This is a genomic window from Thioclava sp. F36-7 (assembly GCF_002020075.1).
Lineage (GTDB): Bacteria > Pseudomonadota > Alphaproteobacteria > Rhodobacterales > Rhodobacteraceae > Thioclava > Thioclava sediminum.
In genome coordinates this window covers 231,596-256,693 of the sequence record NZ_MPZR01000002.1, presented here as the reverse complement: position 1 = coordinate 256,693, position 25,098 = coordinate 231,596, and the positions used below count along the sequence as shown (strand labels likewise).

Annotated in this window: 21 protein-coding genes; 9 read left to right on the top strand and 12 right to left on the bottom strand. The window is 65.1% G+C overall.

The genetic code is table 11. The features are described from left to right. The first annotated feature begins 321 nt into the window (after positions 1 to 321). Positions 322 to 1,569, top strand: a complete 1,248-nt coding sequence (locus tag BMI89_RS20555; protein ID WP_078604718.1) for a PRC-barrel domain-containing protein — start codon at positions 322 to 324, stop codon at positions 1,567 to 1,569. A gap of 157 nt (positions 1,570 to 1,726) precedes the next feature. Here the strand turns inward: BMI89_RS20555 and BMI89_RS04100 are convergent, their stop codons facing one another. Next, a complete protein-coding gene (locus BMI89_RS04100) occupies positions 1,727 to 2,713 on the bottom strand; it encodes a D-glycerate dehydrogenase (RefSeq protein ID WP_078569934.1) in 987 nt (328 codons plus the stop codon). Positions 2,714 to 2,897: 184 nt separating this feature from the next. Between BMI89_RS04100 and BMI89_RS04095 the strand changes: the two genes are divergently transcribed. Together BMI89_RS04095 and BMI89_RS04090 are read left to right on the top strand one after the other, a co-directional pair. Further along, positions 2,898 to 3,539, top strand: coding sequence for an SH3 domain-containing protein (locus BMI89_RS04095; RefSeq protein ID WP_078549772.1), 642 nt, complete (start codon positions 2,898 to 2,900; stop codon positions 3,537 to 3,539). A 48-nt stretch (positions 3,540 to 3,587) separates the two neighbouring features. Further along, the gene (locus BMI89_RS04090; protein ID WP_078569933.1) at positions 3,588 to 4,472 is read left to right on the top strand and encodes a cation diffusion facilitator family transporter; all 885 of its coding nucleotides are present in this window, start codon (positions 3,588 to 3,590) and stop codon (positions 4,470 to 4,472) included. A 128-nt stretch (positions 4,473 to 4,600) separates the two neighbouring features. On the opposite strand, the gene BMI89_RS04085 is transcribed toward BMI89_RS04090, so the two are convergent. The 6 genes from BMI89_RS04085 to BMI89_RS04060 all read right to left on the bottom strand — a co-directional run bounded on the left by BMI89_RS04085 (position 4,601) and on the right by BMI89_RS04060 (position 11,279). Beyond that, a complete protein-coding gene (locus BMI89_RS04085) occupies positions 4,601 to 6,622 on the bottom strand; it encodes a M3 family metallopeptidase (RefSeq protein WP_078569932.1) in 2,022 nt (673 codons plus the stop codon). 37 nt (positions 6,623 to 6,659) lie between these two features. Then, positions 6,660 to 7,724, bottom strand: coding sequence for a HesA/MoeB/ThiF family protein (locus tag BMI89_RS04080; protein WP_078569931.1), 1,065 nt, complete (start codon positions 7,722 to 7,724; stop codon positions 6,660 to 6,662). 3 nt (positions 7,725 to 7,727) lie between these two features. Beyond that, complete coding sequence (gene dut / locus BMI89_RS04075; protein WP_246831965.1) at positions 7,728 to 8,198, bottom strand: dUTP diphosphatase; 471 nt, start codon at positions 8,196 to 8,198, stop codon at positions 7,728 to 7,730. Positions 8,199 to 8,323: 125 nt separating this feature from the next. Beyond that, positions 8,324 to 9,532, bottom strand: a complete 1,209-nt coding sequence (gene coaBC / locus BMI89_RS04070; RefSeq protein WP_078569929.1) for a bifunctional phosphopantothenoylcysteine decarboxylase/phosphopantothenate--cysteine ligase CoaBC — start codon at positions 9,530 to 9,532, stop codon at positions 8,324 to 8,326. 59 nt (positions 9,533 to 9,591) lie between these two features. Beyond that, positions 9,592 to 10,404, bottom strand: a complete 813-nt coding sequence (locus BMI89_RS04065) for a ChaN family lipoprotein (protein WP_078569928.1) — start codon at positions 10,402 to 10,404, stop codon at positions 9,592 to 9,594. Next, positions 10,401 to 11,279, bottom strand: a complete 879-nt coding sequence (locus BMI89_RS04060; RefSeq protein WP_078520502.1) for an RNA polymerase factor sigma-32 — start codon at positions 11,277 to 11,279, stop codon at positions 10,401 to 10,403. Before BMI89_RS04060 ends, BMI89_RS04065 begins: the two co-directional genes overlap by 4 nt. 468 nt (positions 11,280 to 11,747) lie before the next feature. Between BMI89_RS04060 and BMI89_RS04055 the strand changes: the two genes are divergently transcribed. Further along, complete coding sequence (locus BMI89_RS04055) at positions 11,748 to 13,259, top strand: YifB family Mg chelatase-like AAA ATPase (RefSeq protein WP_078569927.1); 1,512 nt, start codon at positions 11,748 to 11,750, stop codon at positions 13,257 to 13,259. Here the strand turns inward: BMI89_RS04055 and BMI89_RS04050 are convergent. The 4 genes from BMI89_RS04050 to rsmI all read right to left on the bottom strand — a co-directional run bounded on the left by BMI89_RS04050 (position 13,240) and on the right by rsmI (position 16,432). Continuing rightward, a complete protein-coding gene (locus BMI89_RS04050; RefSeq protein WP_078569926.1) occupies positions 13,240 to 14,148 on the bottom strand; it encodes an alpha/beta hydrolase in 909 nt (302 codons plus the stop codon). The two genes, BMI89_RS04055 and BMI89_RS04050, sit on opposite strands and share 20 nt — an antisense overlap. Position 14,149: 1 nt before the next feature. Continuing rightward, the gene (gene gshB / locus BMI89_RS04045) at positions 14,150 to 15,091 is read right to left on the bottom strand and encodes a glutathione synthase (RefSeq protein ID WP_078569925.1); all 942 of its coding nucleotides are present in this window, start codon (positions 15,089 to 15,091) and stop codon (positions 14,150 to 14,152) included. 73 nt (positions 15,092 to 15,164) lie between these two features. After that, the gene (locus BMI89_RS04040; RefSeq protein ID WP_078542070.1) at positions 15,165 to 15,530 is read right to left on the bottom strand and encodes a YraN family protein; all 366 of its coding nucleotides are present in this window, start codon (positions 15,528 to 15,530) and stop codon (positions 15,165 to 15,167) included. Beyond that, positions 15,527 to 16,432 (bottom strand): 16S rRNA (cytidine(1402)-2'-O)-methyltransferase, encoded by a 906-nt coding sequence (gene rsmI, locus BMI89_RS04035; RefSeq protein ID WP_078569924.1) that lies wholly within the window; start codon positions 16,430 to 16,432, stop codon positions 15,527 to 15,529. Before rsmI ends, BMI89_RS04040 begins: the two co-directional genes overlap by 4 nt. Positions 16,433 to 16,566: 134 nt before the next feature. Here rsmI and BMI89_RS04030 point away from each other — a divergent pair, with 134 nt between their 5' ends. Genes BMI89_RS04030 through murJ form a run of 3 tightly spaced genes read left to right on the top strand, consistent with a single transcriptional unit; the run spans position 16,567 to position 22,118 of the window. Next, complete coding sequence (locus BMI89_RS04030) at positions 16,567 to 17,742, top strand: penicillin-binding protein activator (protein ID WP_078548480.1); 1,176 nt, start codon at positions 16,567 to 16,569, stop codon at positions 17,740 to 17,742. 58 nt (positions 17,743 to 17,800) lie between these two features. Next, a complete protein-coding gene (locus BMI89_RS04025; protein WP_078569923.1) occupies positions 17,801 to 20,563 on the top strand; it encodes a [protein-PII] uridylyltransferase in 2,763 nt (920 codons plus the stop codon). A 1-nt stretch (position 20,564) separates the two neighbouring features. Continuing rightward, the gene (murJ, locus tag BMI89_RS04020) at positions 20,565 to 22,118 is read left to right on the top strand and encodes a murein biosynthesis integral membrane protein MurJ (RefSeq protein ID WP_078569922.1); all 1,554 of its coding nucleotides are present in this window, start codon (positions 20,565 to 20,567) and stop codon (positions 22,116 to 22,118) included. A gap of 163 nt (positions 22,119 to 22,281) precedes the next feature. Here the strand turns inward: murJ and BMI89_RS04015 are convergent, their stop codons facing one another. After that, positions 22,282 to 22,968, bottom strand: a complete 687-nt coding sequence (locus BMI89_RS04015) for a rhomboid family intramembrane serine protease (protein WP_078569921.1) — start codon at positions 22,966 to 22,968, stop codon at positions 22,282 to 22,284. Between the two features lie 127 nt (positions 22,969 to 23,095). Between BMI89_RS04015 and trpS the strand changes: the two genes are divergently transcribed. Together trpS and BMI89_RS04005 are read left to right on the top strand one after the other, a co-directional pair. After that, positions 23,096 to 24,136, top strand: coding sequence for a tryptophan--tRNA ligase (trpS, locus tag BMI89_RS04010; RefSeq protein ID WP_078569920.1), 1,041 nt, complete (start codon positions 23,096 to 23,098; stop codon positions 24,134 to 24,136). Between the two features lie 251 nt (positions 24,137 to 24,387). Continuing rightward, positions 24,388 to 25,086: a type 1 glutamine amidotransferase gene (locus tag BMI89_RS04005; protein ID WP_078569919.1), complete on the top strand. Its 699-nt coding sequence runs from the start codon at positions 24,388 to 24,390 to the stop codon at positions 25,084 to 25,086. Positions 25,087 to 25,098: the final 12 nt, after the last annotated feature.

Below are 25,098 nucleotides of genomic sequence, written 5' to 3'. Positions count from 1 at the left end.
TAATCGCAAACGCAATCCGATCCGGGCGACATTCGCGCGACAAAAACGACAAAAGCGCACGCGCGGCGCTTCGGGGGCGCGGCGCCTGCCCGGCGGGACCCGATTATGAAAGCTCAAGCCCCACTGGATGTGCGCAAACCCGGTGATGACGCTTCCGTGAGGCGAGTCGCGAATCCGTGTTTTGTTCCCACGATTTGTAAAAATTTTTCCCCCATTTGCACAGGAACTGTGCGCCGTTTCACCAGTTTTCAGACCATCAGAGGCCGGGGAAACCGAAACCGGGACCGACGCGCCTCACGTAAAACGAAAGGGAGACGAGATATGAAAAAGCTCATCACCACTACCGCCATCGGCCTGATGCTTGCCCTGCCCGCACATGCCGAAGACAAAGCAAACGCCAACGCGACGGCTGAAGCCAACGCAAATGCTTCGGCCAACATGTCGGGCGACATGTTCATGAAGTCGATTCCGGACTCCTTCAACGCTTCGGGCCTCATGGGCAAGCGCGTTTACATCTCGAAGGACAAGGTCGACGCGAAGACCGCGATCAACGAAGCGCAGGATAGCTGGGATGACGTTGGCGAAGTCAGCGACGTCGTGATCGGCACCAACGGCGAAGTCGATGCCGTGCTCGTCGACGTGGGTGGTTTCCTCGGCATTGGCGAGAAAACCGTCGCGATCTCGATGGATTCGCTCAACCTGATCCCCGATGGCGACACCGATAATTCCTATTTCGTCGTCGCTCAGGGCAGCAAGGACCAGCTGGACCAAGCGCCGAAATATGACGCCGAAATGCAGACTGCGTTCAGCGCGGACGCCAATGGCGACATGAACGGCAACGGCGAAGATATGCAGAACGCCGACGCGTCGCAGAAGATGGATGAGGCTGGCGATAACGCCGAAGCCGCTGCCACCGCGACCGCCGCTGCTGCAGGCGCCGCTGCGAACGAAGCTGCCGACAAGACCGCTCAGGCTGCCGACAACGCAGGCGAAGCGATGGACAACGCCGCCGAGAACACTGCCGACGCCGCTCAGAACGCCGCGCAGGAAACCGAGCAGGCGATGAACAACGCTGGCGACAAGACCGAAGAGATGGCGAAAGACGCCGCTCAGAACACCAAGGAAGCTGCAAACGCGACTGGCCAGGCCGTTGAAAACGCGGCTGACAACGCTGGCGAAGCGACCAAGGAAGCCGCGAATGAAACCGGCAACGCGATCGACGACGCTGTCGACAGCACTGCCGCTGCCGTGGGCACCATGGGTCAAGCTGACCAGGAAGACGGCCAGAAGGTCGATATCGCTTCGGTCGCTCCCGACACGCTGCGTGGTGAAGGCGTCTATGGCCCGAACGACGACAAGGTCGGCGACGTGTCCGAGCTGGTTCAGGGCAATGACGGTAAAGTCTCGGGCGTCGTGATCGACGTGGGTGGCTTCCTCGGCATTGGCGCCAAGCCGGTCGAAATCAAGGCGAGCGAGCTGACCGTTCTGCAGAACGACACCTCGATCACCGTGCATACCGGTCTGACCGAAGAGCAACTGAAGAAGCTTCCGAAATACGAAGCGAAGTAATCTTCGGATGATGTGACGGAGAGCGGGGGCAGCCCCTGCTCCCAGCGAAGGCCCCGGGATTTTCCCGGGGCCTTTCGTCATTGCTGGCCCGACTCAACCGAAGCCCAAATGAAAAGGCCCCGGATCTCACCGGGGCCTCAAAACAGTTTCGCGCGGATCAGGTCATCGACGGCACGACCAGATCCGGCGGGCGGTGCCCGTCGGCGAAGGTCTTGATGTTGACCAGAACTTTTTCGCCCATCTCGACGCGCCCCTCGACGGTGGCCGAGCCCATATGCGGCAGCAGCACTACGTTCGACAGCTCGCGCAGCCGCGGATTGACCTCCGCGCCATGCTCGAACACGTCCAGACCGGCCCCGGCCAGCTCGCCCGCGCGCAACGCCCGTGTCAGCGCGTTCTCGTCGATCACCTCGCCCCGCGAGGTATTCACGATCACCGCCTCGGGCTTGAGCATCTTCAGCCGCCGCGCATTGAGCAGATGGAAGGTCGAGGGCGTGTGCGGGCAGTTCACCGAGATCACGTCCATCCGGCTCACCATCTGGTCGAGACTGTCCCAGTAGGTCGCCTCCAGCTCCTCCTCGATATCGGGATGAACCTTGGTCCGGTTGTGATAGTGGATCTGCATCCCGAAGGCCTTGGCGCGCCGCGCCACCGCCTGACCGATCCGGCCCATGCCGAGAATGCCCAGCCGCTTGCCGCCGATGCGATGGCCCATGAAGGCGGTGGGCGCCCAGCCCTGCCAGTCGCCCGCCTGCATATGGGCGAGCCCCTCGGGGATACGTCGCGTCACCGCGAGCATCAGCGCGATGGTCATATCCGCCGTATCATCGGTGACGACGCCCGGCGTGTTCGACACCAGCACCCCACGCTGACGCGCCGAGGAAACGTCAATGTGATCGACCCCAGCACCGTAATTCGCGATCAATTTCAGCCGCTCGCCCGCCTGCGAGATCATCGACGCGTCGATCCGGTCGGTCACGCAGGGCACGAGGACATCGGCGCGTTTCATCGCCTCGACCAGCTCCTCCCGGCTCATCTTGCGATCGTCGTGATTGAGCTCGACCTCGAACAATTCCTTCATTCGGGTCTCGACGACCTCGGGCAGGCGTCGCGTCACGACAACACTCAGGCGCGGTGCAGGCATCTCGGTCCTCTCCTCTCTTCCATCGCGGGGCGGTTGGATGCAAACTGCCCCTCAACGCGGGCAGGCACAAGGCCCGGCAAGAGCAGTAATGGCCGAAATCGACATGGGAGCGCAATTTTATTGCGCGCCGGATGTTGCAGACCCGCGGATCAGCCAGCGGGCGGGCCGGGATATGAGGCGGACGATGACGGGCAGCAAAATCCTCGCGGCGGTATCCTCAATTGCGATTCTGGTCGGCGCAATCTGGAGCGTGTCGGGCAATGCCTCGGGCGCGCAGTCGAAATCGAACGCCCCCGCCGCTCAGCCCGCTGCAACCAGCCAGACCACCAAGCCACAAGCGAAGCCCGCGGCCAAGCCCGCCCCCAACGGCCCCGACGTGCAACTGGCGAAACCCCAGCGCCGCGGCCCGGTCACCCACCTGCCGATCCCGCGCTATGTCTCGCTCAAAGGCTCCAAGGGCAATGTGCGTCGCGGACCCTCGCTCTCGCACCGGATCGACTGGGTCTTCACCCATCCCGGCATGCCGCTGAAAGTCACCGCAGAGTTCGGCCATTGGCGGCGCGTCGAGGATAACGAAGGTCAGGGCGGCTGGATTCACTACACGCTGATCTCGGGCGTGCGCAATGTGATCGTCATGCAGGACATGGTGTCGCTACATGCCCGTCCCGACCCGAAATCCGCAGTCACCGCCAAGGCGCAGGCCGGCGCGATCGCGGGCCTCGGCGCCTGCACCCATGATTGGTGCGAAATCGAGGGCTCGGGCGCGGATGGCTGGCTGCCCAAGACCGAAATCTGGGGCGTCGACCCCGACGAGACCCGTGACTGAGACGCTCACCTGCGCTAGAGGATCGGCGCAAAGGTAGAGACGGCAGCGATGGCCTATAGCGAAAACGAACACCGGATGAACACCTCGGCGGGTCTGGCCTCGGTCGGCACCGCCGCGCTACTTGTGGCGATCAAGGCCTGGGCGCTGTGGCAGACCGGCGCGCTCTCCGTGGGCGCCTCGCTCGCCGACAGCGCGGTGGACCTGTTGATCTCGGGCGCGGGGCTGCTCGCGATTCTCTATGCCGCGAAGCCCGCCGATGACGATCACGCCTTCGGGCATAGCTCGGCCGAAGACCTCGCAGCCCTCGGTCAGGCGCTGATCGTACTGGGCGCGGGCATCACGATCGGCATCACCGGCGTTCAGCGCCTGCTGGCCCCGACCCCGCCCCCGCTTGCCGCCGAAGGTGTTGGGATCGCGGTCATGGTCGCCTCTGCGGCGATCACCTTCGGCCTGATCTGGTGGCAGGGCCGCGTGGCGCGCAAGACCGGCAACAAGGTCGTCGCCGCCGACCGGCTGCACTATGTGGGCGATCTGCTGCCGACACTGGGCGCGATCCTCGCGCTCTGGCTGTCACATGCGTTCGGTTGGGGCGACGTGGACAGCATCGTCGCCCTGATCGCTGCGGCGATCATGCTAGCCGGCGCGGCGAAGATCTTCATTGGCGCATGGCACGCGCTGATGGACCGCGCGGCTCCTGACGACGTGATCGAAGGCATCGCCAAGATCGCCCGCGACTGGCCCGGCGTGCGCGGCTTCCACGATCTCAAGACCCGCACCGCAGGCGCACAGATTTTCGTGAACCTGCATATCGAGCTCGACGGGGATCAGACGCTGGAAGAGGCCCATGACATCGGCGCCGCGCTCAAACGCGCCATCGTCGAGGCCTATCCGCAGGCCGATGTCATCATTCATAAGGACGTCTATCGGGGCTGAGCGCGGAGGGGGCGCTGCCCCCACGGCTTGCGCCGCCCCCCGGGATATTTTGGCCAAGAGGAAGGCAGATCGTCCTGCTTCCAACTGCCTTGAATATCCCCGCCGGAGGCTCCGACATCACCACCCGCTCAGGCGGCCGGATCAAGCAGCCCGCGGCCCTTCAGCAGAGGCTCGACCCCCGGCATCTTGCCCCGGAACTCGGTGTAAAGCTCCTCCGGCGGCCGCGAATTGCCTGCCGACAGCACGAAGCGTTCGAGTTTCGCCGCCGTTTCCGGATCGAACACGTCGCCTGCCTCCTCGAAAGCCTCGAACGCATCGGCATCCATCACCTCGGACCACATGTAGCTGTAATAGCCCGACGAGTAGCCGTCGCCCGAGAAGACGTGGGCGAAATGCGGCGTCGCGTGGCGCATCCGGATCGCATGCGGCATGCCGATCTCGCGCAGCACCTCGGCCTGTTTCGCCATCGGGTCTTCCGGCGCCGCACCCTCGTGGAAGGCCAGATCGACCAGTGCCGAGCCGAGATATTCCACCGTCGAGAAGCCCTGATCGAAGGTGGCAGCCCCTTTCAACTTGTCGCGCAGTTCCATCGGCATCGGCTCGCCGGTCTTGTAGTGGAGCGCGTGCTTTTCCAGCGTCTCGGGCACGTCGAGCCAATGCTCGTACAACTGGCTCGGCAGTTCCACGAAATCGCGCGCGACCGAAGTCCCGGATAGGAACTGATAGGTCACATCCGACAGCATCTGGTGCAGCGCATGGCCGAATTCGTGGAACAGCGTGCGCGCGTCGTCATGGCTCAGAAGCGCCGGATCGCCCTTGGCGAAGTTGCATACGTTGACCACGATCGGCACCGGCGCGCCGCCCAGCTTGCGCTGCGAGCGCATCGCCGAGCACCACGCGCCCGAGCGTTTCGAGCCGCGCGCGAAATAATCGCCCAGGAAGATGGCCAGCACTTCGCCCCCGCGCGACACTTCCCAGCCGCGCACGTCCGCGTGGTAGAACGGCCCGCCGATCTCCTTGAACTCCAGCCCGAACAGGCGGTTCGCCGTATCGAAGGCTGCGCCGATCATCGCGTCGAGCGAGAGATAGGGCTTGATCTGCCCCTCGTCGAAATCGTGCTCGGCCACGCGGCGCTTCTCGGCATAGTAGCGCCAGTCCCACGGCTCCAGATCGCCGTTGATCCCGTCGGCATGCATCATCTCGGCCAGCTTCGCGGCATCCGCCTCTGCGGCAGCCTTCGCAGGCTCCCAGACCCGCATCAGAAGGCCGCGCACGGCCTCGGGCGTCTTGGCCATCTCGGGCTCCAGCTTGTAGGCGGCGAAACTGTCATAGCCCAGAAGCTTCGCGCGTTCCTCGCGAAGCCTCAGCACCTCGGCGGCGATCTCGCGATTGTCGGTCTCGCCGCCATTCGCCCCGCGCGACGTCCAGGCTTCATAGGCGATGCGCCGCAGCTCGCGTTTGGGCGAAAACTGCAGGAAAGGCACGATCAGCGAGCGCGAGAGCGTCAGCACCGGGCCGTCCTGCCCGCGCTCCTTGCCTGCAGCGCGCGCGGTGTCGATCACGAAATCGGGCAGGCCTTCCAGATCGTCCTCGGCCAGCGGGCGGAACCAGCCGCTCTCGTCGGCCAGCAGGTTCTGACTGAACTGCGTGGTGATCGAGGCGAAGCGCTGCTTGATCTCGCGCATCCGTTCGGCCGCGTCCCCTTCCAGTGCCGCGCCCGACCGGGTGAACATCTGGTAATATTGCTCCAGAAGCCGCGCCTGCTCCGGGCCAAGCCCGAGGCTTTCGCGGCTCTGCCAAAGCTGGTCGATCCGCCCGAACAGCGCGGTGTTCATCGTGATCTCGGAGGAAAACGCGGCGAGCTTCGGCGCCAGATCGCGCATCAGTTCCTGCCGCGCGGGCGTCGCATCGGCACCGGCGAGGTTGTAGAACACGCCCGCGACCTTCTCGAGCGCCTCTTCCGCCAGCTCCATCGCCTCGATCGTATTGGCGAATGTCGGGGCGTCGGGCGAGTCCGCGATCGCCGCGATATTGGCGCGCGCCTCGGCCAGCGCCGCGTCGAACGCAGGCGCAAAATCGGCGTCGGAAATCTCAGTGAAGGGCGGCAGTTTGTAGGGGCCGGTCCAGTCGGCGAGAAGCGGGTTGGTCATGGCGGGTCTCCTTTGCATCGCAAGCTAGGGCGCGTGCTCAGGATTGACCATCCCCCGCGCCGCGCACTTCTCCGCAAACCGCGCAATCGGCACGCCGCTTCACGCCGAACTGGCGGCTCTCGCCCCAAAGCGCATCATAGATCATCAACCGCCCACGCGCGGATTGGCCCGCGCCGGTGATCTCCTTGATCGCCTCGGTCGCCATCATCGAGCCCACCACGCCCGGCAGCGCGCCCACCACGCCCGCCTCGGCACAGCTCGGCGCAAGCCCGGCGGCAGGCGCTTCGGGGAAGACGCAGGCATAGCAGGGCGCACCCTTCGCCGGATCGTACAGCGACAGCTGCCCTTCCCATTGCGTGATCGCGCCGGAAATCAGCGGTGTGCCGGTCGCCACGCAGGCCGCATTCACCAGATAGCGCGTGTCGAAATTGTCGGTCCCATCGAGGACGAGGTCATATTCGGCGACCAGCCCTTCGGCATCCTCGGCGCTCAGACGGCGATTATAGGGCAGCACCTCGATATGCGGGTTGAGCGCCAGCATCGCCTTTTGCGCGGAGAAGACCTTGGGCATCCCGAGATCGGCATCGCGATGGATCACCTGCCGCTGCAGATTGGAATTCGAGACGATATCGTCATCCACGACGCCGATCCGCCCCACCCCGGCCGCGGCGAGATACAAAAGCGCGGGCGAGCCCAGCCCCCCGGCCCCAACCACCAGAACCTTAGCCTGCTTGAGACGCTTCTGCCCCGGCCCGCCGATCTCGCGCAGCATGATGTGGCGCGCATAGCGATCCAGTTCGGCCTCGGAAAAGCTGCCCGGTTTCGGCGCGGGCGCCTCAGCCTCTTTCGCCTCGGCCTTCACGCGGATCGCCCCGAGCATCCGGCGATAGATCAGCACCAGCGCGACCACGACACCGAGGCCAATCCAACCCGCTAACGAGCCGCCCAGAACGCGCCCGAGCGGACCAAACCCGGGGATGGGCAGATGCGCGATCACCAAGGCCGCCCAGATCAGCACGAGCATCCCGAAGATCGCACGCGCGGAGGCCTTGAGCACCAGCCCGAGCCCCACGATCGCCGCCATCAGAACCAGCCCGAGCATCGCTCAGCCCTTCCCGGTCGAGCCGAACCCGCCTGCGCCCCGCGCGGTGTCGCCCAAAGCGTCCGTGAGCTCGAAGCGCGCCTGCACCACCGGCGCGATAATCGCCTGCGCGATGCGCGCGCCATGCTCGATCAGGTAAGCCTCAGTGCCGAGATTGATCAGCAGCACCCCAAGCGGCCCGCGATAGTCGGCGTCGATCGTGCCGGGCGTGTTGGGCAGGCTGATCCCGTGTTTCAGCGCCAGCCCCGAGCGCGGCCGGATCTGCATCTCAAACCCTTCGGGGATCTCGACGCGCAGCCCGGTCGGAATGATAGCACGCTGCATCGGGGCGAGCGTGATCCCGCGCGCGCGATCCTCCGGGGCGAGATTGGCGCGCAGATCCGCCCCTGCGGCGCCGTGGGTCTCGTAGCGCGGCAGCGCAATCTCGAGATCGGCCCAGTCCTCGCGCAGAACCTTGATGATCGGTGTGCTCACGTGTCCCTCTCCTGCCCGATGTCGCGCGGGCGTCAAATGCGGATGCCTCCGGCGGGGATATTTGGACCAAGCCGAAAGAGGCGATTTGCTTCGGCTTGGCATAAATATCCCCCGCGGAGCGTCCCTTACTTCGTCGCCGCGCCCAAGGCTGCCGCGATGCGCGCAGCTAACCGCCGCGCGACCTCTTGCTTGCCCATCCGGTCCCAGCTTTCCGCGCCGGTCTCGTCGATGATCGTCACCGCGTTCTCGGTCCCGCCCATGATCCCGGTCGCGGGGCTCACGTCATTGGCGACGATCCAGTCGCAGCCCTTGCGGGCGCGTTTGTCGGCCGCAAACCGTGCGACGTCATGGGTCTCGGCGGCGAAGCCCACCACGAGGCCCGGGCGCCCTTCGCCCATCTTCGAGACAGTGGCGAGGATGTCGGGGTTCTCGGCGAATTCGAGCGCGGGCGGCGCGCCGGTGCCGTCCTTCTTCATCTTTCGATCGGCCGCGTTGGCCACGCGCCAATCGGCCACGGCGGCCGCGAAGATCGCGGCCTCGGCGGGCAGCGCGCTTTGCACCGCGTCCAGCATCTCGCGCGCGGTCTCGACCTTGATCACCCGCACGCCCGCAGGCGGCGCGACCGTCGCGGGACCGGTGACGAAGGTGACAGTCGCACCGAGGTCTCGCAGCGCCGCGGCAATCGCCGTGCCCTGAGCGCCCGAGGAGCGGTTCGCGATATAGCGCACCGGGTCGATCGGCTCATGGGTGGGCCCAGACGTCACGAGGATATGGCGGCCCTTCAGCGGCCCGTCCGACAGCGCGGCGTCGATCGCAGCAAGGATCGCCTCGGGTTCGATCATCCGGCCCTCGCCGAACTCCCCACAGGCCATGTCGCCCTCAGTCGGGCCCGCAAAGATCACGCCATCGGATTTGAGCGTCGCGATATTGCGCTGCGTTGCGGGGTGCTCCCACATCCGCACATTCATCGCGGGCGCGATCAGCACGCGTTTGTCTGTGGCAAGCAGCAGGGTCGAGGCGAGATCATTGGCCAGACCGTTCGCCATCTTCGCCATCAGATCGGCTGTGGCCGCCACGACGACCACCAGATCGGCGGCGCGCGACAGCTGAATATGACCGATCTCGGACTCATGCGTCAGATCGAAGAGGTCGGAATGAACCGCCTCGCCCGCGAGCGAGGAGACGGTCAGCGGCGTCACGAACTCGGCCCCGGCCTTGGTCAGGACCGGGCTCACCGAGGCCCCCGCCCCGCGCAGCAGCCGGATCAGCTCGGGCGCCTTGAAGGCTGCGATACCGCCGCCGATGATCAACAGGATGCGTTTGCCCGCAAGCATTTGCCTCTCCGTGAAACTCTTTCAGATGGTCTAAGCGCCGGGGCGCATTGGCGCAAGGATCACTTGAACGCGGCGCAGGGATCGGCGCGCTCGGTCGGGGGCGTGATGATCCAGTCATCAAAGGGCTGCTTGCCGGGATCGGTGCCCGGCTCCGCCTCGATCTGACCGATCGCCACGACCTTCGCGTCCGGGTCGGCTTTGCGCAGAAGCGCGGGCACGGCGAGGTCGGTCTTCGCATGGCCAGATCCGGTGATGACCGCGACCGGCCCGCCGGTCTCCTTCAGCGCCTCAAGCGCGACCCGCGCAAACGCTGCATCGCGGAAGCGTTGCGCCGCGACCATGCCGGGCAGCAGATCGGGCGGCAATGCGTTGCAGTGATCCTCTTGCGACTCCGCTTCCAGCTTGGCCTGCAGATCCTCTGGATAGGGCTGGTCCAGCCCGTAGCGTGCAGCATCCTTGCCGAACACCTCCGGCAGCGGCTTGGTCATCGCGGCGCGTACGGTCTCGCGCGGCTGCGCGGCGCCATAGACCTTAGCATCGCCCAAAGCGGCGAAAATCGGATAATAGATCGCGAAATCGGGCCAGCCCGAATTGTCCCAGTCCAGCGCTTTTTCCAACGCGCCCTCATCCTTCAAAAGCGCTGGCGTGATCTTCGCCGCCTGCTCGGGCGTCAATTGCTCGAACACCACGGCGGCGGGCTTCAGCGCCTTGATCGCGCGCGCCTGATTGAGGTGATGGGTCGGGTTGTCGTGAATCTCTCCCAGAACGACAATATCGCCCGACAGCGTATCCAGCTGGGCGGGCGACATTTCCGCGCCAAAGGCGGGACCGGTCAGTGACAGCAGGCAAAGCGCGGCAAGAAACTTCTTCATACGAAGAAGCTTTGCACCTCGCCCTGATGGGTTTCAAGCGATTTGCGCATCTTGCCGAAAGCCTGCGCTTCGAGCTGACGAATACGCTCTTTCGAAAGCCCCAACTCTTCACCGAGGCTTTCCAAAGTGCGCGGATCTTCGATCAGACGACGCTCGCGGACGATATAGGCTTCGCGGTCGGTCAGACGGCCCATCGCCTCGCCCAGCCAGACTTTCATCGTCTGACCGTCATGGCTGTCGGCCACGGTTTCCTCGGGGCTCGCGCCGTCATCTTCCAGCGTATCGACCCATTCGCGACCTTCGTCTTCGCTGGACTGCGTTGCGTTGAGCGAGAAGTCGGAGCCGGACAGGCGACCCTCCATCATCTCGACATCCGAGAGCGGCACGCCGATCACTTCGGCAACGCGCTGACGCAGCTGCATCGCGTCGAGCTGCTCACCCTCTTGCTGTGCTTCGCGGGTCAGCTGGGCCTGAACGCGGCGCATGTTGAAGAACAGCGCCTTTTGCGAAGAGGTCGACCCGGTGCGCACCATCGACCAGTTGCGCATCACGAATTCCTGGATCGAGGCTTTTATCCACCACACCGCATAGGTCGAGAACCGCACACCGCGTTCCGGGTCGAACTTGTCGGCGGCTTTCATCAGACCAAGTGAGGCTTCCTGGATCAGATCGTTCATGGGCGCGCCGTAGCGGCGGAACTTCGAGGCCATCGAGATCGCGAGGCGCATGTAGGCCGTCACGAGCCGGTGCAGCGCCTGTTCGTCCCGATTATCGCGCCACGCTCGCGCCAGTTCTGCTTCGGTTTCTGCATCCAGGAACTCTGCCCGCATTGCTTGGCGTGGCAGGGTTTCATCGGTCATACCATCGAGTGCCATTTACAATCTCCCTGGGGTGTCCAGCCCAAACCGGCGCAACCTTGAATTGGATGGCTGCTTTGCCCACCCAATGCGAATGACATGTTTTGGTTCCTCACGGAAATGTTGAATTTTGCCTGAAACTTTGTGCGCGTGGCGCACTTGACGACGTTTTCAAGCGAAAAATGGAAGAAATTCATGCCGCTACGGGAAGGCTATCACTCCTTCTTGAGCACCGCATATCATAAGCGTGCTCACGGACACTTGAGCGACTGTAACGCAACATGTTGATCTTGTGCGCGAAACTGAAGCGATGGCTGTGCAGATATGCAGGAATTGCACCTTTATCCCTCTATTTCCACTGATGTTTCGAGCGGCGCATTCGTCTCCGAGTCGAGGGGCGAAGGACGCGGTGCCCGCCCCTACACCCGTTAACCATTCCTAAACCACGGCTGCGCTACCCCTCGGGGAAGAGGCGCAGGAGAGCCGATGGTCAGCCAGAGCTATACGGTCGCGTTCGAGGGGGTGGAGGCCCGCCTCGTGGAGGTGCAATGCGCGCTCTCCGAAGGCATGCCCGGCTTCGCGGTCGTGGGCCTGCCCGACAAGGCCGTGTCCGAGGCGCGCGAACGGGTGCGCGCGGCGCTCGGCGCGCTGGGGATCGCACTGCCGATGCAGAAGATCACCGTGAACCTCTCGCCTGCAGACCTGCCGAAAGAGGGCTCGCATTTCGACCTGCCGATCGCACTGGCGCTGCTGGGCGCGATCGGGGTCGTGCCGCGCGACCGGATCGAGGCGCTGGTCGCCGTGGGGGAGCTGTCGCTCGACGGGCGGCTCCTGCCGGTCGCGGGCGCCCTGCCCGCCGCGATGGCGGCCGTCGCGCAGGACAAGGGGCTGATCTGTCCGAAGGGCTCGGGGGCGGAGGCGGCCTGGGTCGGTGCGGCCGAGGTGACGGCGCCGGAGACGCTCGGCGCCGCGATCGACCATCTCAGCGGTCGCCTGCCGCTGGAGCCCGCCCGCCCGGGTCTCGTCCGCGACGCGCCGCATCCGCGCGACCTACGCGATGTGAAGGGTCAGGAACGGGCCAAACGCGCGCTGGAGATCGCCGCTGCCGGCCGCCACCACCTGATGATGATCGGCACGCCCGGCTCGGGCAAATCCATGCTGGCCGCGCGGCTGCCCTCGATCCTGCCCGAAATGCGTCCCGAAGAGATGCTGGAAACCTCGATGATCCAGTCGTTGTCTGGGCTGCTGGCCGAAGGCGGCATCTCGCGCACCCGACCCTTCCGCGAACCGCATCACACCGCGTCGATGGCAGCAATGATCGGCGGCGGGCGTGGCGCGCGCCCCGGCGAGGTCAGCCTCGCCCATAATGGCGTGCTGTTCATGGACGAATTCCCCGAATTCCCCCGCGCCGTGCTGGAAACCCTGCGCCAACCGATCGAGACCGGCGAAGTTGTCGTCTCGCGCGCCAACGCCCATACCCGCTATCCTTGCCGCTTCCTTCTGATCGCGGCAGCGAATCCTTGTAAATGCGGATATCTCGGCGATGCAGAACGCGCCTGCGCCCGCGCGCCCGGCTGCGGCGACGACTATCTGGGGCGGATTTCAGGACCTCTGATGGACCGGTTCGACCTACGAATAGAGGTGCCCCCGGTCCGCTATGCCGACCTCGACCTGCCAGCCTCCGGCGACAGCTCCACCGAGGTCGCGGCCCGCGTCGCGGAAGCGCGCGAGCGACAAGCCCAGCGCTTCGCGGATCACCCCGCGATCCGCGTTAATGCCGAAGCCGAAGGGCAGTTGCTGGAAGACATCGCGACGCCGGATGCACAGGGGCGAGATTTATTGGCCCGAATGGCGGAGCGGGTCGGACTATCGGCGCGCGGCTACCACCGGGTTTTGCGGGTTGCGCGCACCATCGCCGATCTCGACCATGCCGAGCATGTGCGCCAGCCCCATATCGCCGAGGCGTTGAGCTATCGGCTCAGCGCGGTGGCAGGTTGAGCATCCGGCGCGCCGCCGCTGCCGCATCCTCCAGCGCCGCGCGCGCCTCGGGCACCCGACCGTCGAAGAATTGCCAGACATGCGGCGCGTCGGGCCAGCTTTGCACCGTGACATCCGCGTCGAAGCTGCGCAGCCGCTCGGCCATGCGCAGCGCATCGTCGCTCAGGATCTCCCCCATCGAATGCTGGATCAGCACCGGAGGCGGATCGGGGAACTCCGCGAAAAGCGGCGAAAAGCGCGGATCACTCGCGTCATGCCCGCGCAGCACCATCTCGCAGGTATCGCCAAGCCGCTCCACAGGCAGCATCGCGTCTTTCGCGGCATTGACGCGGAGGCTCTCGCCCGAACAGGTCAGGTCCGTCCACGGGCAGAAGGTAATCGCCCCGGCAGGCCGCGTGCCGCGCTGGCACAGCACGCTCAGAAGCGCCAATGTCAGACCGCCCCCCGCGCTGTCGCCCGCGATCACGATCGCGCTCGGGTCGTAGCCCATTTCCACCAGCGCATCGAAAGCTGCGGTCGCGTCCTCGAGCGCCGCACCGACCGGCGCCTCGGGCGCGAGGCGGTAATCCGGCACGACCACCTCGAGACCGCTCAGCTTCGCCAAACGCCCCGCGAGCCCGCGATACATCCACGGGGAGCCGGTGACGTAACCGCCGCCATGAAGATAGAGAATGATGCGCCCGACCGAGGACCGCCCCGCGCGCAGCGACAGCGCATTGCGCCCGGCCAGCTTGGTCGGCAGACGGCAAAGCCCGGTGGGCTCGCGCACGACCCAGCTGGCCAATCTCTCCGTCGCGCGCCGCGTTTGCGCAGCCCCGTGGAACCGTCGCACCATCGGTTTCGCGATGCTGCGCAGCCAAAGATTGAGAAAGACCAGCCGGATCGACATATCAGCTCCGTTTCGCTTCGATCGCCTCCCAGATGCGGGCGGTGATATTCACGCCGTCGAACCGCTCAAGCTCCTGAATGCCCGTCGGCGAGGTGACGTTGATTTCGGTCAGCCAGTCGCCGATCACGTCGATGCCGACGAAGATCTGTCCTTTCTCACGCAGATACGGGCCGATCCGCTCGCAGATTTCGCGATCACGCGCGGTCAGTTCGACTTTCTCCGGGCGTCCGCCGACATGCATGTTCGACCGCGTCTCGCCCGCCGCCGGCACCCGGTTGATCGCGCCCACCGGCTCGCCATCGACGAGAATGATCCGCTTGTCGCCCTTCGAAACGGCAGGCAGGAACTTCTGCGCGATCAGTGGCTCGTTGTTGATGCCGATGAACAGCTCGTGCAGCGACGACAGGTTGCGATCGTTCGGATCGAGCCGGAAGACACCCGCCCCGCCATTGCCGTAGAGCGGTTTGAGAATGATATCGCCGTGCTCCGACTTGAAGGCGCGAATGGCCTCCAGATCGCGCGCGATCAATGTCGGCGGCGTCAGGTCAGGGAAATCCAGAACGAGAAGCTTCTCGGGAGAGTTCCGGACCCAGAACGGATCGTTGACGACCAGCGTCTCGGGATGTATCCGCTCCAGCAGATGGGTCGTCGTGATATAGCCCATATCGAAGGGCGGGTCCTGCCGCAGCCAAACCACATCCCAGTCGCCCAGATCGACCTCGGTCTCTTCGCCCAGCGTGAAGTGGTTGCCCTTCTCACGCCGCACCACCAGAGGCCAGCCACGCGCATAGACGTGCCCCTCGCGGTAGATCAGGCGACCCGGCGTGTAGTAGAAAAGCTCATGCCCACGCGCCTGCGCCTCTTCGGCGATCCTAAACGTGCTGTCAGCCTCGATATTGACCGCTTCGATCGGATCCATCTGGATCGCAACTTTCAATCCCATCCGCGCCCCCTCTTTAGACTGCAATCTTGATGCAATGTGGCGCGTCTGGATGCAACCTCAACCCACGGGCCGGTCACAATCCGAAATAGGCGTTCTCCAGCACCTTGATCTCCCCGATCTCATTGACCAGGGCGAGATCGAAGCGGACCTTGCGATTGCAGTTTGCCGGAGCGGGATGTCGCATCAGATATTCTTCGACCGAAATGCATATCCGGCGCATCTGGCGCTGCGAAAGACGTTCGGCCGCGCGGGCATGACTGCGCGACTTCTTCACCTCGACGAAGATCAGGGTGTCGCCCTCTCGTGCGATCAGATCGATCTCGCCGCCATATTTGCCCCGCCAGCGATGTTCCGAGACCGCGCGCCCTGCCCGCTCGTAATGCAGCATCACCTGCTCCTCGGCGGCGAGACCCGAATAATACGACAGCGATCCACTCATTTCTTCTTCTCCATAGCCAGAGCGGCCTGATAAACCTTGCGCCGCGGCAACCCGGTCGCCCCGGCGACAGCATCGACCGCATCGCGCAGCGACTCCCGATCGAGCGCGGCGCTCAACCGCCGCTCCAGTTCCGCATCGTCGACCTCGACTGCATGCGGCCTGTCGACCACGACGACGATTTCGCCCTTGACCGGCGACTCAGCCACGCTTTCCGCAAGCTCTTCCAGCGTTCCCCGGCGGACCTCTTCGAAGCGTTTCGTCAACTCCCGGCACAGCGCCGCTTGTCTCTCTTTTCCCAGACTATGGGCCGCGTCAGCTAACATTTCCCTAATGCGTTTGGGGCTTTCATAGAAAACGAGCGTCGCCGGAATTTCCTTGAACTCCGCGAGCCAGTTGCGTCGCGCGCCTTTACTATTCGGTGCAAATCCCGCGAAGAGGAAGCGATCCGTCGGCAGGCCCGACAAAGTCAGCGCCGTCAGCACCGCCGAGGGACCCGGTGCGCTATAGAGCGGCAGCCCGGCCTCGATCACCGCGCGGCCAAGCTGATAGCCCGGATCCGCGACCAGTGGCGTCCCCGCCTCGGAGGCGTAGACCACCGATTTCCCCGCCTCCAGGGCTGCGAGGATTTTCGGGCGCATCGCGGCGCCGTTATGGTCGTGATAGGCGAGCACCTGTCGCCCGTTCAGCGGCACGCCGTGGATCTCCATCAGGTGCCGCAGGCTGCGCGTATCCTCGGCCGCCAGAACGTCGGCTGCGCGCAGCATGTCGAGGGCGCGCAAGGTGATGTCGCGGGCGGCTCCGATGGGTGTGGCAATGAAATGAAGCCCCGGGCTTAACGGCGCCGGAACACTCCTGGTTCCCTTATTTTCCGCGTTTGCATCAGATACAACACCCTCGCCCATCGCCCGCCTCATCACTTGTGTGGAACGTTTACTTCACGCCTGCTTGTGCGTAGTCTCGACCGCGTCATTTCCTCGCGGTTCGCAGGCGTTGCTTCAGTGCCCGGACCGGACGCCAACGCCCAAAAGGACGTATCATGTTTAATCTCATTCGTAACCCCCGCGCCCTCGCCGCGCGAATCGCAGCCCTCCTCGCATTGGTCTGGCTTGCGGCCTGTCAGCCGGGGCCGATGGGCAATTCCGGTCAGAAGATCGACACCAGCGCACCGGTCAAGGTCGCGCTTCTGGTTCCGGCCGGGTCCGGCAACGCTGGCGACGAGACGCTCGCGCGGGCGCTGCAGAATGCGGCAAATCTCGCGATTCAGGATCTGCAAGGCGCACGGATCGACCTGCAGGTCTACAACACCGCCGGCAATCCGCAGCAAGCGGCCGCGATGGCCACCAAGGCCGCCGACGAGGGCGCCAAGATCATCCTCGGCCCGGTCTATGCGCAATCGGCGAATGCCGCAGGTCTTGCGGTCGCCTCGCGCAACATCAACGTGCTTGCGTTTTCGAACAACACCAACGTCGCGGGCGGCAACGTCTTCGTGCTCGGCCCGACCTTCCAGAACACCGCCAACCGCCTCGTGAGCTTCGCGACACGTCAGGGCAAGAAGCGGATCATGGTCGTGCATGAGCAGACCACTGCGGGCGAGATCGGCGCACAGGCGATCCAGACCGCGGTCGCACGCTCGGGCGCTTCGCTCGCGGGCGTGGCCTCCTACCCGTTCTCGCAGCAGGGCGTGGTCGATGCGACGCCGCAGATCGCAAGCCGTGTGAAGTCCGGTGACGTCGATGCGCTGTTCCTGACCGCCGATACCGCAGGCGCGCTCCCTCTGCTCACGCAGCTGATGGGCGAGCAGGGCGTGACCCCGCAGATGACGCAATATATCGGCCTGACCCGCTGGGATATTCCGCCGGCGACGCTGTCGCTGCCGGGCACTCAGGGCGGCTGGTTCGCTGAGCCCGATCCGGCGCTGCAACAGCAGTTCGTGTCGCGCTACAGCGCCGCTTACGGCCAAGCCCCCCACCCGATCGCAGGCCTCGCCTATGACGGGATCGCGGCCATCGGCGCGCTGGTGAAGTCCGGCAACCCGAGCGCGCTGACCAAGCAGGGCCTGACCCAGCGTTCGGGCTTCGTGGGCGTCAACGGCGTCTTCCGCTTCCTGCCCGACGGCACCAACGAACGGGCGCTCGCCGTGGCGCAGGTCCGCAACGGCCAGGCGGTCGTGATCGACCCGGCGCCGCGCAACTTCGGCGGCTTCGGGTTCTGACCCGGACCGCCTTCAAACGAAAGGGCCCGTCAAGGGACAAGACTGCGCAGTGACCAGCATGACAGACCCCGCCCCGGCATCGACCGGGGCGCCCCTCCTTCTAAATCAACAGCGTTTGTTCGAGGCGCTCGACGCAGCGACCTCTGACATGCGCGACCCGAAGGACATCCGGGCCGCGACGGTGACCTTCCTCTCCGAGGAGCGCCGCGCCGCCGCCGCCGCGATTGAGGCCGATTTCGAGACCCATCCGCGCGCCGCGCGCGACACGGTCGAAGCCTATGCCCAGATGACTGACGGCATCGTCCGCTCGGTGCTGCGCATCGCGACGCAGCGTCTGCACCCCTGCGGCATCCGCACCGAGGCGGAGCGTTTCGCGGTGCTCGCCGTGGGCGGCTATGGCCGGGCCGAGATGGCGCCGCATTCCGATGTCGATCTGCTGTTTCTCACCCCCTACAAGGTCACCCCCTGGGCCGAGAGCGTCATCGAGTCGATGCTCTACATGCTCTGGGATCTGAAGCTGAAGGTGGGGCATTCGTCCCGCACGCTCGACGACTGCATCCGGCTCGGGCGCGAGGACATCACGATCCGCACCGCCCTTCTCGAACATCGCTGCGTGGGCGGCGACGAGAAGCTGGCCGAGGCGCTGTCGCTTCGCCTTCGTCACGATCTCTTCGAGGGCAGCGAGGCCGAGTTCATCGAGGCCAAGCTGGAGGAACGCTCGCAGCGCCACCGCCGTCAGGGCGGGCAGCGTTACGTGCTCGAACCCAATGTGAAAGAGGGCAAGGGGGGCTTGCGCGACCTGCAGACCCTCTACTGGATCGGCAAATATATCCATCACGTGGGCCGCGCCCGCGAATTGATGAAGATCGGCGCCTTCTCCCCCGAGGAATACGAGACCTTCCACGAGGCCGAGAATTACCTCTGGGCGGTGCGCTGCCACCTGCATCTGATCTCGGGCCGGGCTTCGGATCAGCTGACCTTCGACATGCAGGTCGAAGTGGCCGAGCGCATGGGCTATCGCGATCTGGCGGGCCGCCGCGCGGTCGAGGTCTTCATGCAGGATTACTTCCGCCACGCGACCGCCGTGGGCGACGTGACCCGCATCTTCCTGACCAAGCTCGAAGCGCAGCACGTGAAAAGCGCGCCGATGCTGCAGCGGATTTTCCGCAGGCGGCGCAAACTGAAAGCCCCCTATTGCGAAGAGAACGGCCGCATAAATGTCGCCGACGAGAAGGCGTTCCTCTCCGATCCGGTGAACCTGCTGCGGCTGTTCGAGGAAGGGCTGCGCTCGGGGATGCTGATCCACCCCGACGCGATGCGGCTCGTCTCGGCCAATCTCGACCTGATCGACGACAAGGTGCGCAATAACCGCGAGGCGCAGCGCATCTTCCTCGATCTGCTGCTAAAGCACGGCAACCCGGAACGCGCGCTGCGGCGGATGAACGAGCTGGGCGTGCTGGCCGCTTTCATCCCGGAATTCGAGCCGATCGTGGCGATGATGCAGTTCAACATGTATCACAGCTACACGGTGGACGAGCACACGATTCAGGTCGTCTCGACGCTCGCGCAGATCGAGCGCGGCGAACTGGTCGAGGATCTGCCGCTCTCGTCGCACATCCTCGAGGAAGGCATCAATCGCAAGGTCCTCTACGTCGCGCTGCTGGTGCATGACATTGGCAAGGGACGACCCGAGGATCACTCGATCCTCGGCGCGAAGATCGCCCGCAAGGTCGCGCCGCGGCTGGGGCTGAACCAGGAGGATTCCGAGACCGTCGAATGGCTGGTGCGCCACCACCTTCTGATGTCCGACGTGGCGCAGAAACGCGACCTGTCGGACCCGCGCACGATCCGCGATTTCGCCAAGCGCGTGAAATCGCGCAAGCGGCTCGACCTGCTGACCGTGCTGACCGTCTGCGACATTCGCGGCGTCGGCCCGAATGTCTGGAACAACTGGAAAGCGACGCTGCTGCGCAAGCTGCATTCCGAGACCGCGATGGCGCTGGAGCACGGGCTGGAAGCGGTCAATCGCGAGCAGCGCACCGACGAGGCCAAGCGTGCCTTGCGCGAGGTGCTGGAGGCGGATGACAACTGGGACAAGGCGCAAATCCGCGCCGAGCTGGGGCGTCACTACGCGCCCTATTGGCAAGCGCTCGCCACCATCAATCACGAGATCTTCGCGCGGTTGCTGCGCGATCTGGGCGATGACGAGATCCGCATCGACCTGCATCCCGACGACGATCACGACGCGACCCGTGTGAGCTTCGCGCTGGCCGATCACCCCGGCATCTTCTCGCGGCTTTCGGGCGCGCTGGCACTGGTCGGCGCGAATGTGGTCGACGCGCGCACCTACACCTCGAAGGACGGATATGCGACCGCCGTCTTCTGGGTGCAGGACGCCGAGGGCCACCCCTATGAGGCGTCGAAGCTGACCCGGCTGCGCGGCATGATCGAGAAGACGCTGAAAGGCGAGGTCGTCGCCCGCGAGGCGCTCAAGGATCGCGACAAGCTCAAGAAGCGTGAGCGCGAGTTCAAGTTCCCGACCCATATCACCATCGACAACGAGGGATCGGATATCTACACGATCATCGAAGTCGATACCCGCGACCGGCCCGGCCTTCTCTACGACCTGACCCGGGCGCTGGCGTCGAACAATATCTCGATCTCCTCGGCGGTGATCGCCACCTATGGCGCGCAGGTCGTGGACAGCTTCTATGTGAAAGACATGTTCGGCCTGAAACTGCATTCCAAACCCCGCCAGGAAGCGCTCGAGAAGAAGCTGATGGACGCCATCGCGTCGGGCGCGAAACGGGCGGGAAACTAATATGAAACCAATCCGGCTGGTGCGCGGCTTCCTCACGGTGGGCGGCTGGACCATGGCGAGTCGCATCCTCGGTTTTGCGCGCGACATGATGATCGCGGCCTACCTGGGTGCGGGTCCGGTGGCCGAGGCCTTCCTCGTGGCCTTCTCGCTCCCCAACCTGTTCCGCCGCTTCTTCGCGGAGGGCGCGTTCAACACCGCCTTCATCCCGATCTTCTCGAAGAAGCTGGAGGGCGGCGAGAACGCCCAAGGTTTTGCACGCGAGGCGATGGGGGGATTGGCCTCTGTGCTGATCTTGCTGACGCTGGTGGCCTCGGCGGCGATGCCGTGGCTGGTGCTGGCGATGGCCTCGGGTTTCGCGGGCGACGAGCGGTTCACGATCGCCACAACTTATGGCCGGATCGCGTTTCCCTATATCCTTTTCATCTCGCTCAGCGCGCTTCTGTCGGGCGTGCTGAACGCAGCCGGTCACTTCGCCGCCGCAGCCGCCGCCCCGGTCCTGCTGAACATCACCTTCGTGATCGCGATGCTGATGGCCGATCAGGCGGGCTGGCCGGTGGGCGATGCGCTGGCCTGGGCTGTGCCGGTCGCGGGCGTAGCACAGCTTGCGCTCGTCTGGGTCGCCGCATGGCGCGCGGGTTTCAAGATCGTCCCGAAGCGCCCGCGCCTTTCGCCCGACATGAAGCGCCTTATCCGCATCGCGATCCCGGCAATGCTGGCGGGTGGCGTGGTCCAGATCAACCTGCTGGTGGGGCGTCAGGTCGCCTCGCATTTCGACGGCGCAATCGCGTGGCTGAACTATGCCGACCGGCTCTATCAGCTGCCGCTGGGTGTGGTGGGTATCGCGATTGGCGTGGTGCTGCTGCCCGACCTGTCGCGCCGGTTGCGCGGCGGCGACACGGCTGGCAGCCGCTATTCCTTCTCGCGCGCAGGCGAGTTCGCGCTCCTCTTCACCGTCGGCCCCGCCGTAGCGCTTCTGGTGGCAGCCCAGCCCATCGTCTCGGTCCTGTTCGAGCGCGGCCAGTTCACACACGAGGACACGATCGCCACCGCCTGGGCCACAGCGATCTACGGGCTCGGCCTGCCCGCCTTCGTGCTGCAGAAAGTGCTGCAGCCTTTGTATTTCGCCCGCGAGAACACCCGCACGCCGTTCAACTACGCGCTGGTCGCGATGGTGGTGAACGCGGTGCTGGCGATCGGGCTGTCCTTCGTGATCGGCTATCTGGCCGCCGCGGTGGGCACGACGCTCGCCGCCTGGGCGATGGTCGCGCAACTTTGGCTCGGCGCGCGCCCGATGGGCGAGGCCGCGAGCTTCGATCACCGTTTCTACCGCCGCCTGCCCCGCATCGTGATCGCGGCGCTGGTGATGGGGGCTGCGATCTGGGCGGTGACCTGGGCGGTGCCGGGCGTGTTCGCCGTGCCGGGCCTACGCGCGCTGGCGCTGCTGGGGCTCGTGCTGTTCGGGATGCTCGTCTATTTCGGCACGGCTATCGGTATCGGTGCGATGCATATGGCCGATCTGAAAGGTGCGATGCGCCGCGGTCCGGGCGGGGCGTGAGGGCCGCGCCCGACCCTCGGGTGGGCGCGCCGAACCGCTGGTGGCCAGGCACTTTATCTCTCAAGCCCGTGTGTCATCCGTGCCTGCACCGACATCGCCAATGCGCCCTCCCGTCGGGAGGGTCGGGCGCGGCCCGGGGCTGGTCGCCCCGAGCCAGGAAGGCTCACCGACGCCGCAACCGCTGCAATGTCCGCTGCATCCCGCCGGGCGCCACGAAGAAGCTCAGCACGAAGCCCGCCACGAAGCCCACGATATCCGCGATCCAGTCGGGCCGCGCGCCGAAGATCATAGCAAAGATCAGCTGGATGCCCATCAGCGCCCCGATCAGCGAGAACGCCCGCAGCTGGTTCGCATTCTCCTGCCCCAGCCGCGTCCACAAGATCCACGTGAAGGCCCCGATCAGCCCGTAATCGCCCGGATAGCCGCCATAGAGCCCGATCTGCGTAAACGGCAGCGCCGCATAGACCAGCGCGCCAAGGATCGTCGCGCCGAAGAACACGACCGCTACGGCGAGCCCCGAGAAGATCTCGCCCACCATCTTGCCGAGTGCCAAGAGGAACACGAGCACGAAGATCGCCTGCGTCACCGAGGCGTTCACGAAAGGATAGGTCAAAATCCGCATCATCTGCTCCGGCGGATATTGACCGGTTTCGAACATTGCGCGCATCACCTGCGGCGAGAAGGCGAATTTCTGCAGCGCGTCGAGCCGCCAGCCCGCGGCCTGCGCCCCGCCGATCAGACCCGACTGGCCCATCGCGAAGAACAGCTCCGTCGCGATGATCGGCAGCGCCAGAAGCCAGACCACTGGCGGCAGCGGGTTCATCGGGTGTTCGTCATAGCCGTCGCGCATATTGGTCTCCTGCTCGCGGGCTCAGTTGCGCCCTTTGCGCTTTAGCGATAAGCGAGCGGAGAGCGGATTTCCACCCCGGGAGATCCTCAATGGCGGGCTTCCACCCCCCGCAGATCAGGAGCATCAGATGAGCGAGCAAGCGCAACCCCTCAACGCCAATTTCAAACCGCGGATCTTCTCCGGCATCCAGCCCTCTGGCGGGCTGACGCTGGGCAACTATCTGGGCGCGCTCAAGCGCTTTGCCCAGAAGCAGGACGAAGGGATCGAGACGATCTACTGCCTCGTCGATCTGCACGCGATCACGGTCTGGCAGGAGCCCGACGCGCTGCGCCGCAACACCCGCGAGGCGGCTGCCGCCTTCATCGCCTCGGGCGTCGATCCGAAACGCTCGATCCTGTTCAACCAGAGCCAGGTCTCGGCCCATGCCGAACTGGCCTGGGCGTTCAATTGCGTCGCGCGTCTGGGCTGGATGAACCGGATGACCCAGTTCAAGGACAAGGCGGGCAAGAATGCCGAGAAGGCCAGCCTCGGCCTCTACGCCTACCCCGCGCTGATGGCCGCCGATATCCTGCTCTATCATGCGACGATGGTGCCGGTGGGCGAGGATCAGAAGCAGCATGTGGAGCTGACCCGCGACATCGCGGCCAAGTTCAACCATGACTACAAGACCGATTTCTTCCCCGCCCCCGAGCCTCTGATCGAAGGCGCCGCGACCCGCGTGATGTCCCTGCGCGACGGCACCAAGAAGATGTCGAAATCCGACCCCTCGGATGCGAGCCGCATCAACCTGACCGACGATGCCGACACGATCGCCAAGAAGATCCGCAAGGCCGTGACCGATCCCGAGCCCCTGCCCTCGGACCTCGACGGGCTCAAGGACCGGGCCGAGGCGCGCAACCTCGTGAACATCTACGCGGCGCTGGCCGACATGACGCCGACGCAGGTGCTGGGCGAATATGGCGGCGAGGGCTTCGGCAAGTTTAAACCGGCGCTGGCGGAACTGGCGGTCGCAAAGCTCGCTCCGATCTCGGACGAGATGACCCGGCTGATGAACGATCCCTCCGAGATCGACAGCATCCTCGGCGACGGCGCGAACCGCGCCGACGAGGTCGCGCAGCCGATCCTGGGAAAGACGCTCGAGATCATGGGAATGATCCGCTCGCGCTAAGCGCGACAAAACCAAAGCAAGAGGGGGCGCTGCCCCCCGTCGCTGTAGGACGACAAGACTTAAAAAAGAGGGGGCTCTGCCCCCTCGGGCTTTCGCCCTCCCCCGGGATATTTCAACCAAGCCGAAACGCATCTTCCTCTTGGCAGAAATATCCCGGGGGAGGCGCGGCACGCGCCGGGGGCGGAGCCCCCTTGCCGCCGCTCACGCCCCGCACTACGCTTCGGCAACAAGAGCTTACGAGCGGACCTCCCATGCGTATCGGCATCCTCCAAACCGGCCAATCCCCCGACGTTCTGCGCGACAAGGCGGGCGACTATCCTGACATGTTCGAAGCGCTGCTCGCCGGGCGCGGCCTCGAATTCCAGCGCTACGACGTCGAGCATATGCACTTCCCCGAAAGCGTGCATGACTGCGACGGCTGGCTGATCACCGGCTCGCGCCACGGCGCCTATGAGGATCACCCTTTCATCAAGCCGCTTGAGACGTTCATCCGCGACGCCCATGCCGAGAATGTCCCGATGGTGGGTATCTGTTTCGGCCATCAGATCATCGCGCAGGCGCTTGGCGGCAAGGTCGAGAAATTCTCCGGCGGCTGGGCCGTGGGCCCGCAGGATTACGATTTCGGCGGCGAGGTGATCGCGCTCAATGCGTGGCATCAGGATCAGGTGACCGAGCTGCCGCCGGGCGCGACGCCGATCGCCGAAAATGATTTCTGCGCCTACCCCGCGCTCGCCTATGGCGACACGATCTTCACCGTCCAGCCCCACCCCGAATTTCCCGACGCATTCGTGGAAGGTCTGATGGATACACGCGGGCGCGGTGTCGTGCCCGATGACCTGATGCAGGCCGCCCGCACGCGGCTCGGGCAGCCCAACGGCGCGTCCCGGATCGCCGAGCGCATCGCCGATTTCTTCCTCAAGACAAGGGTGCCTGCGCACCCGGAAAGCTGACCGATGAGCGAC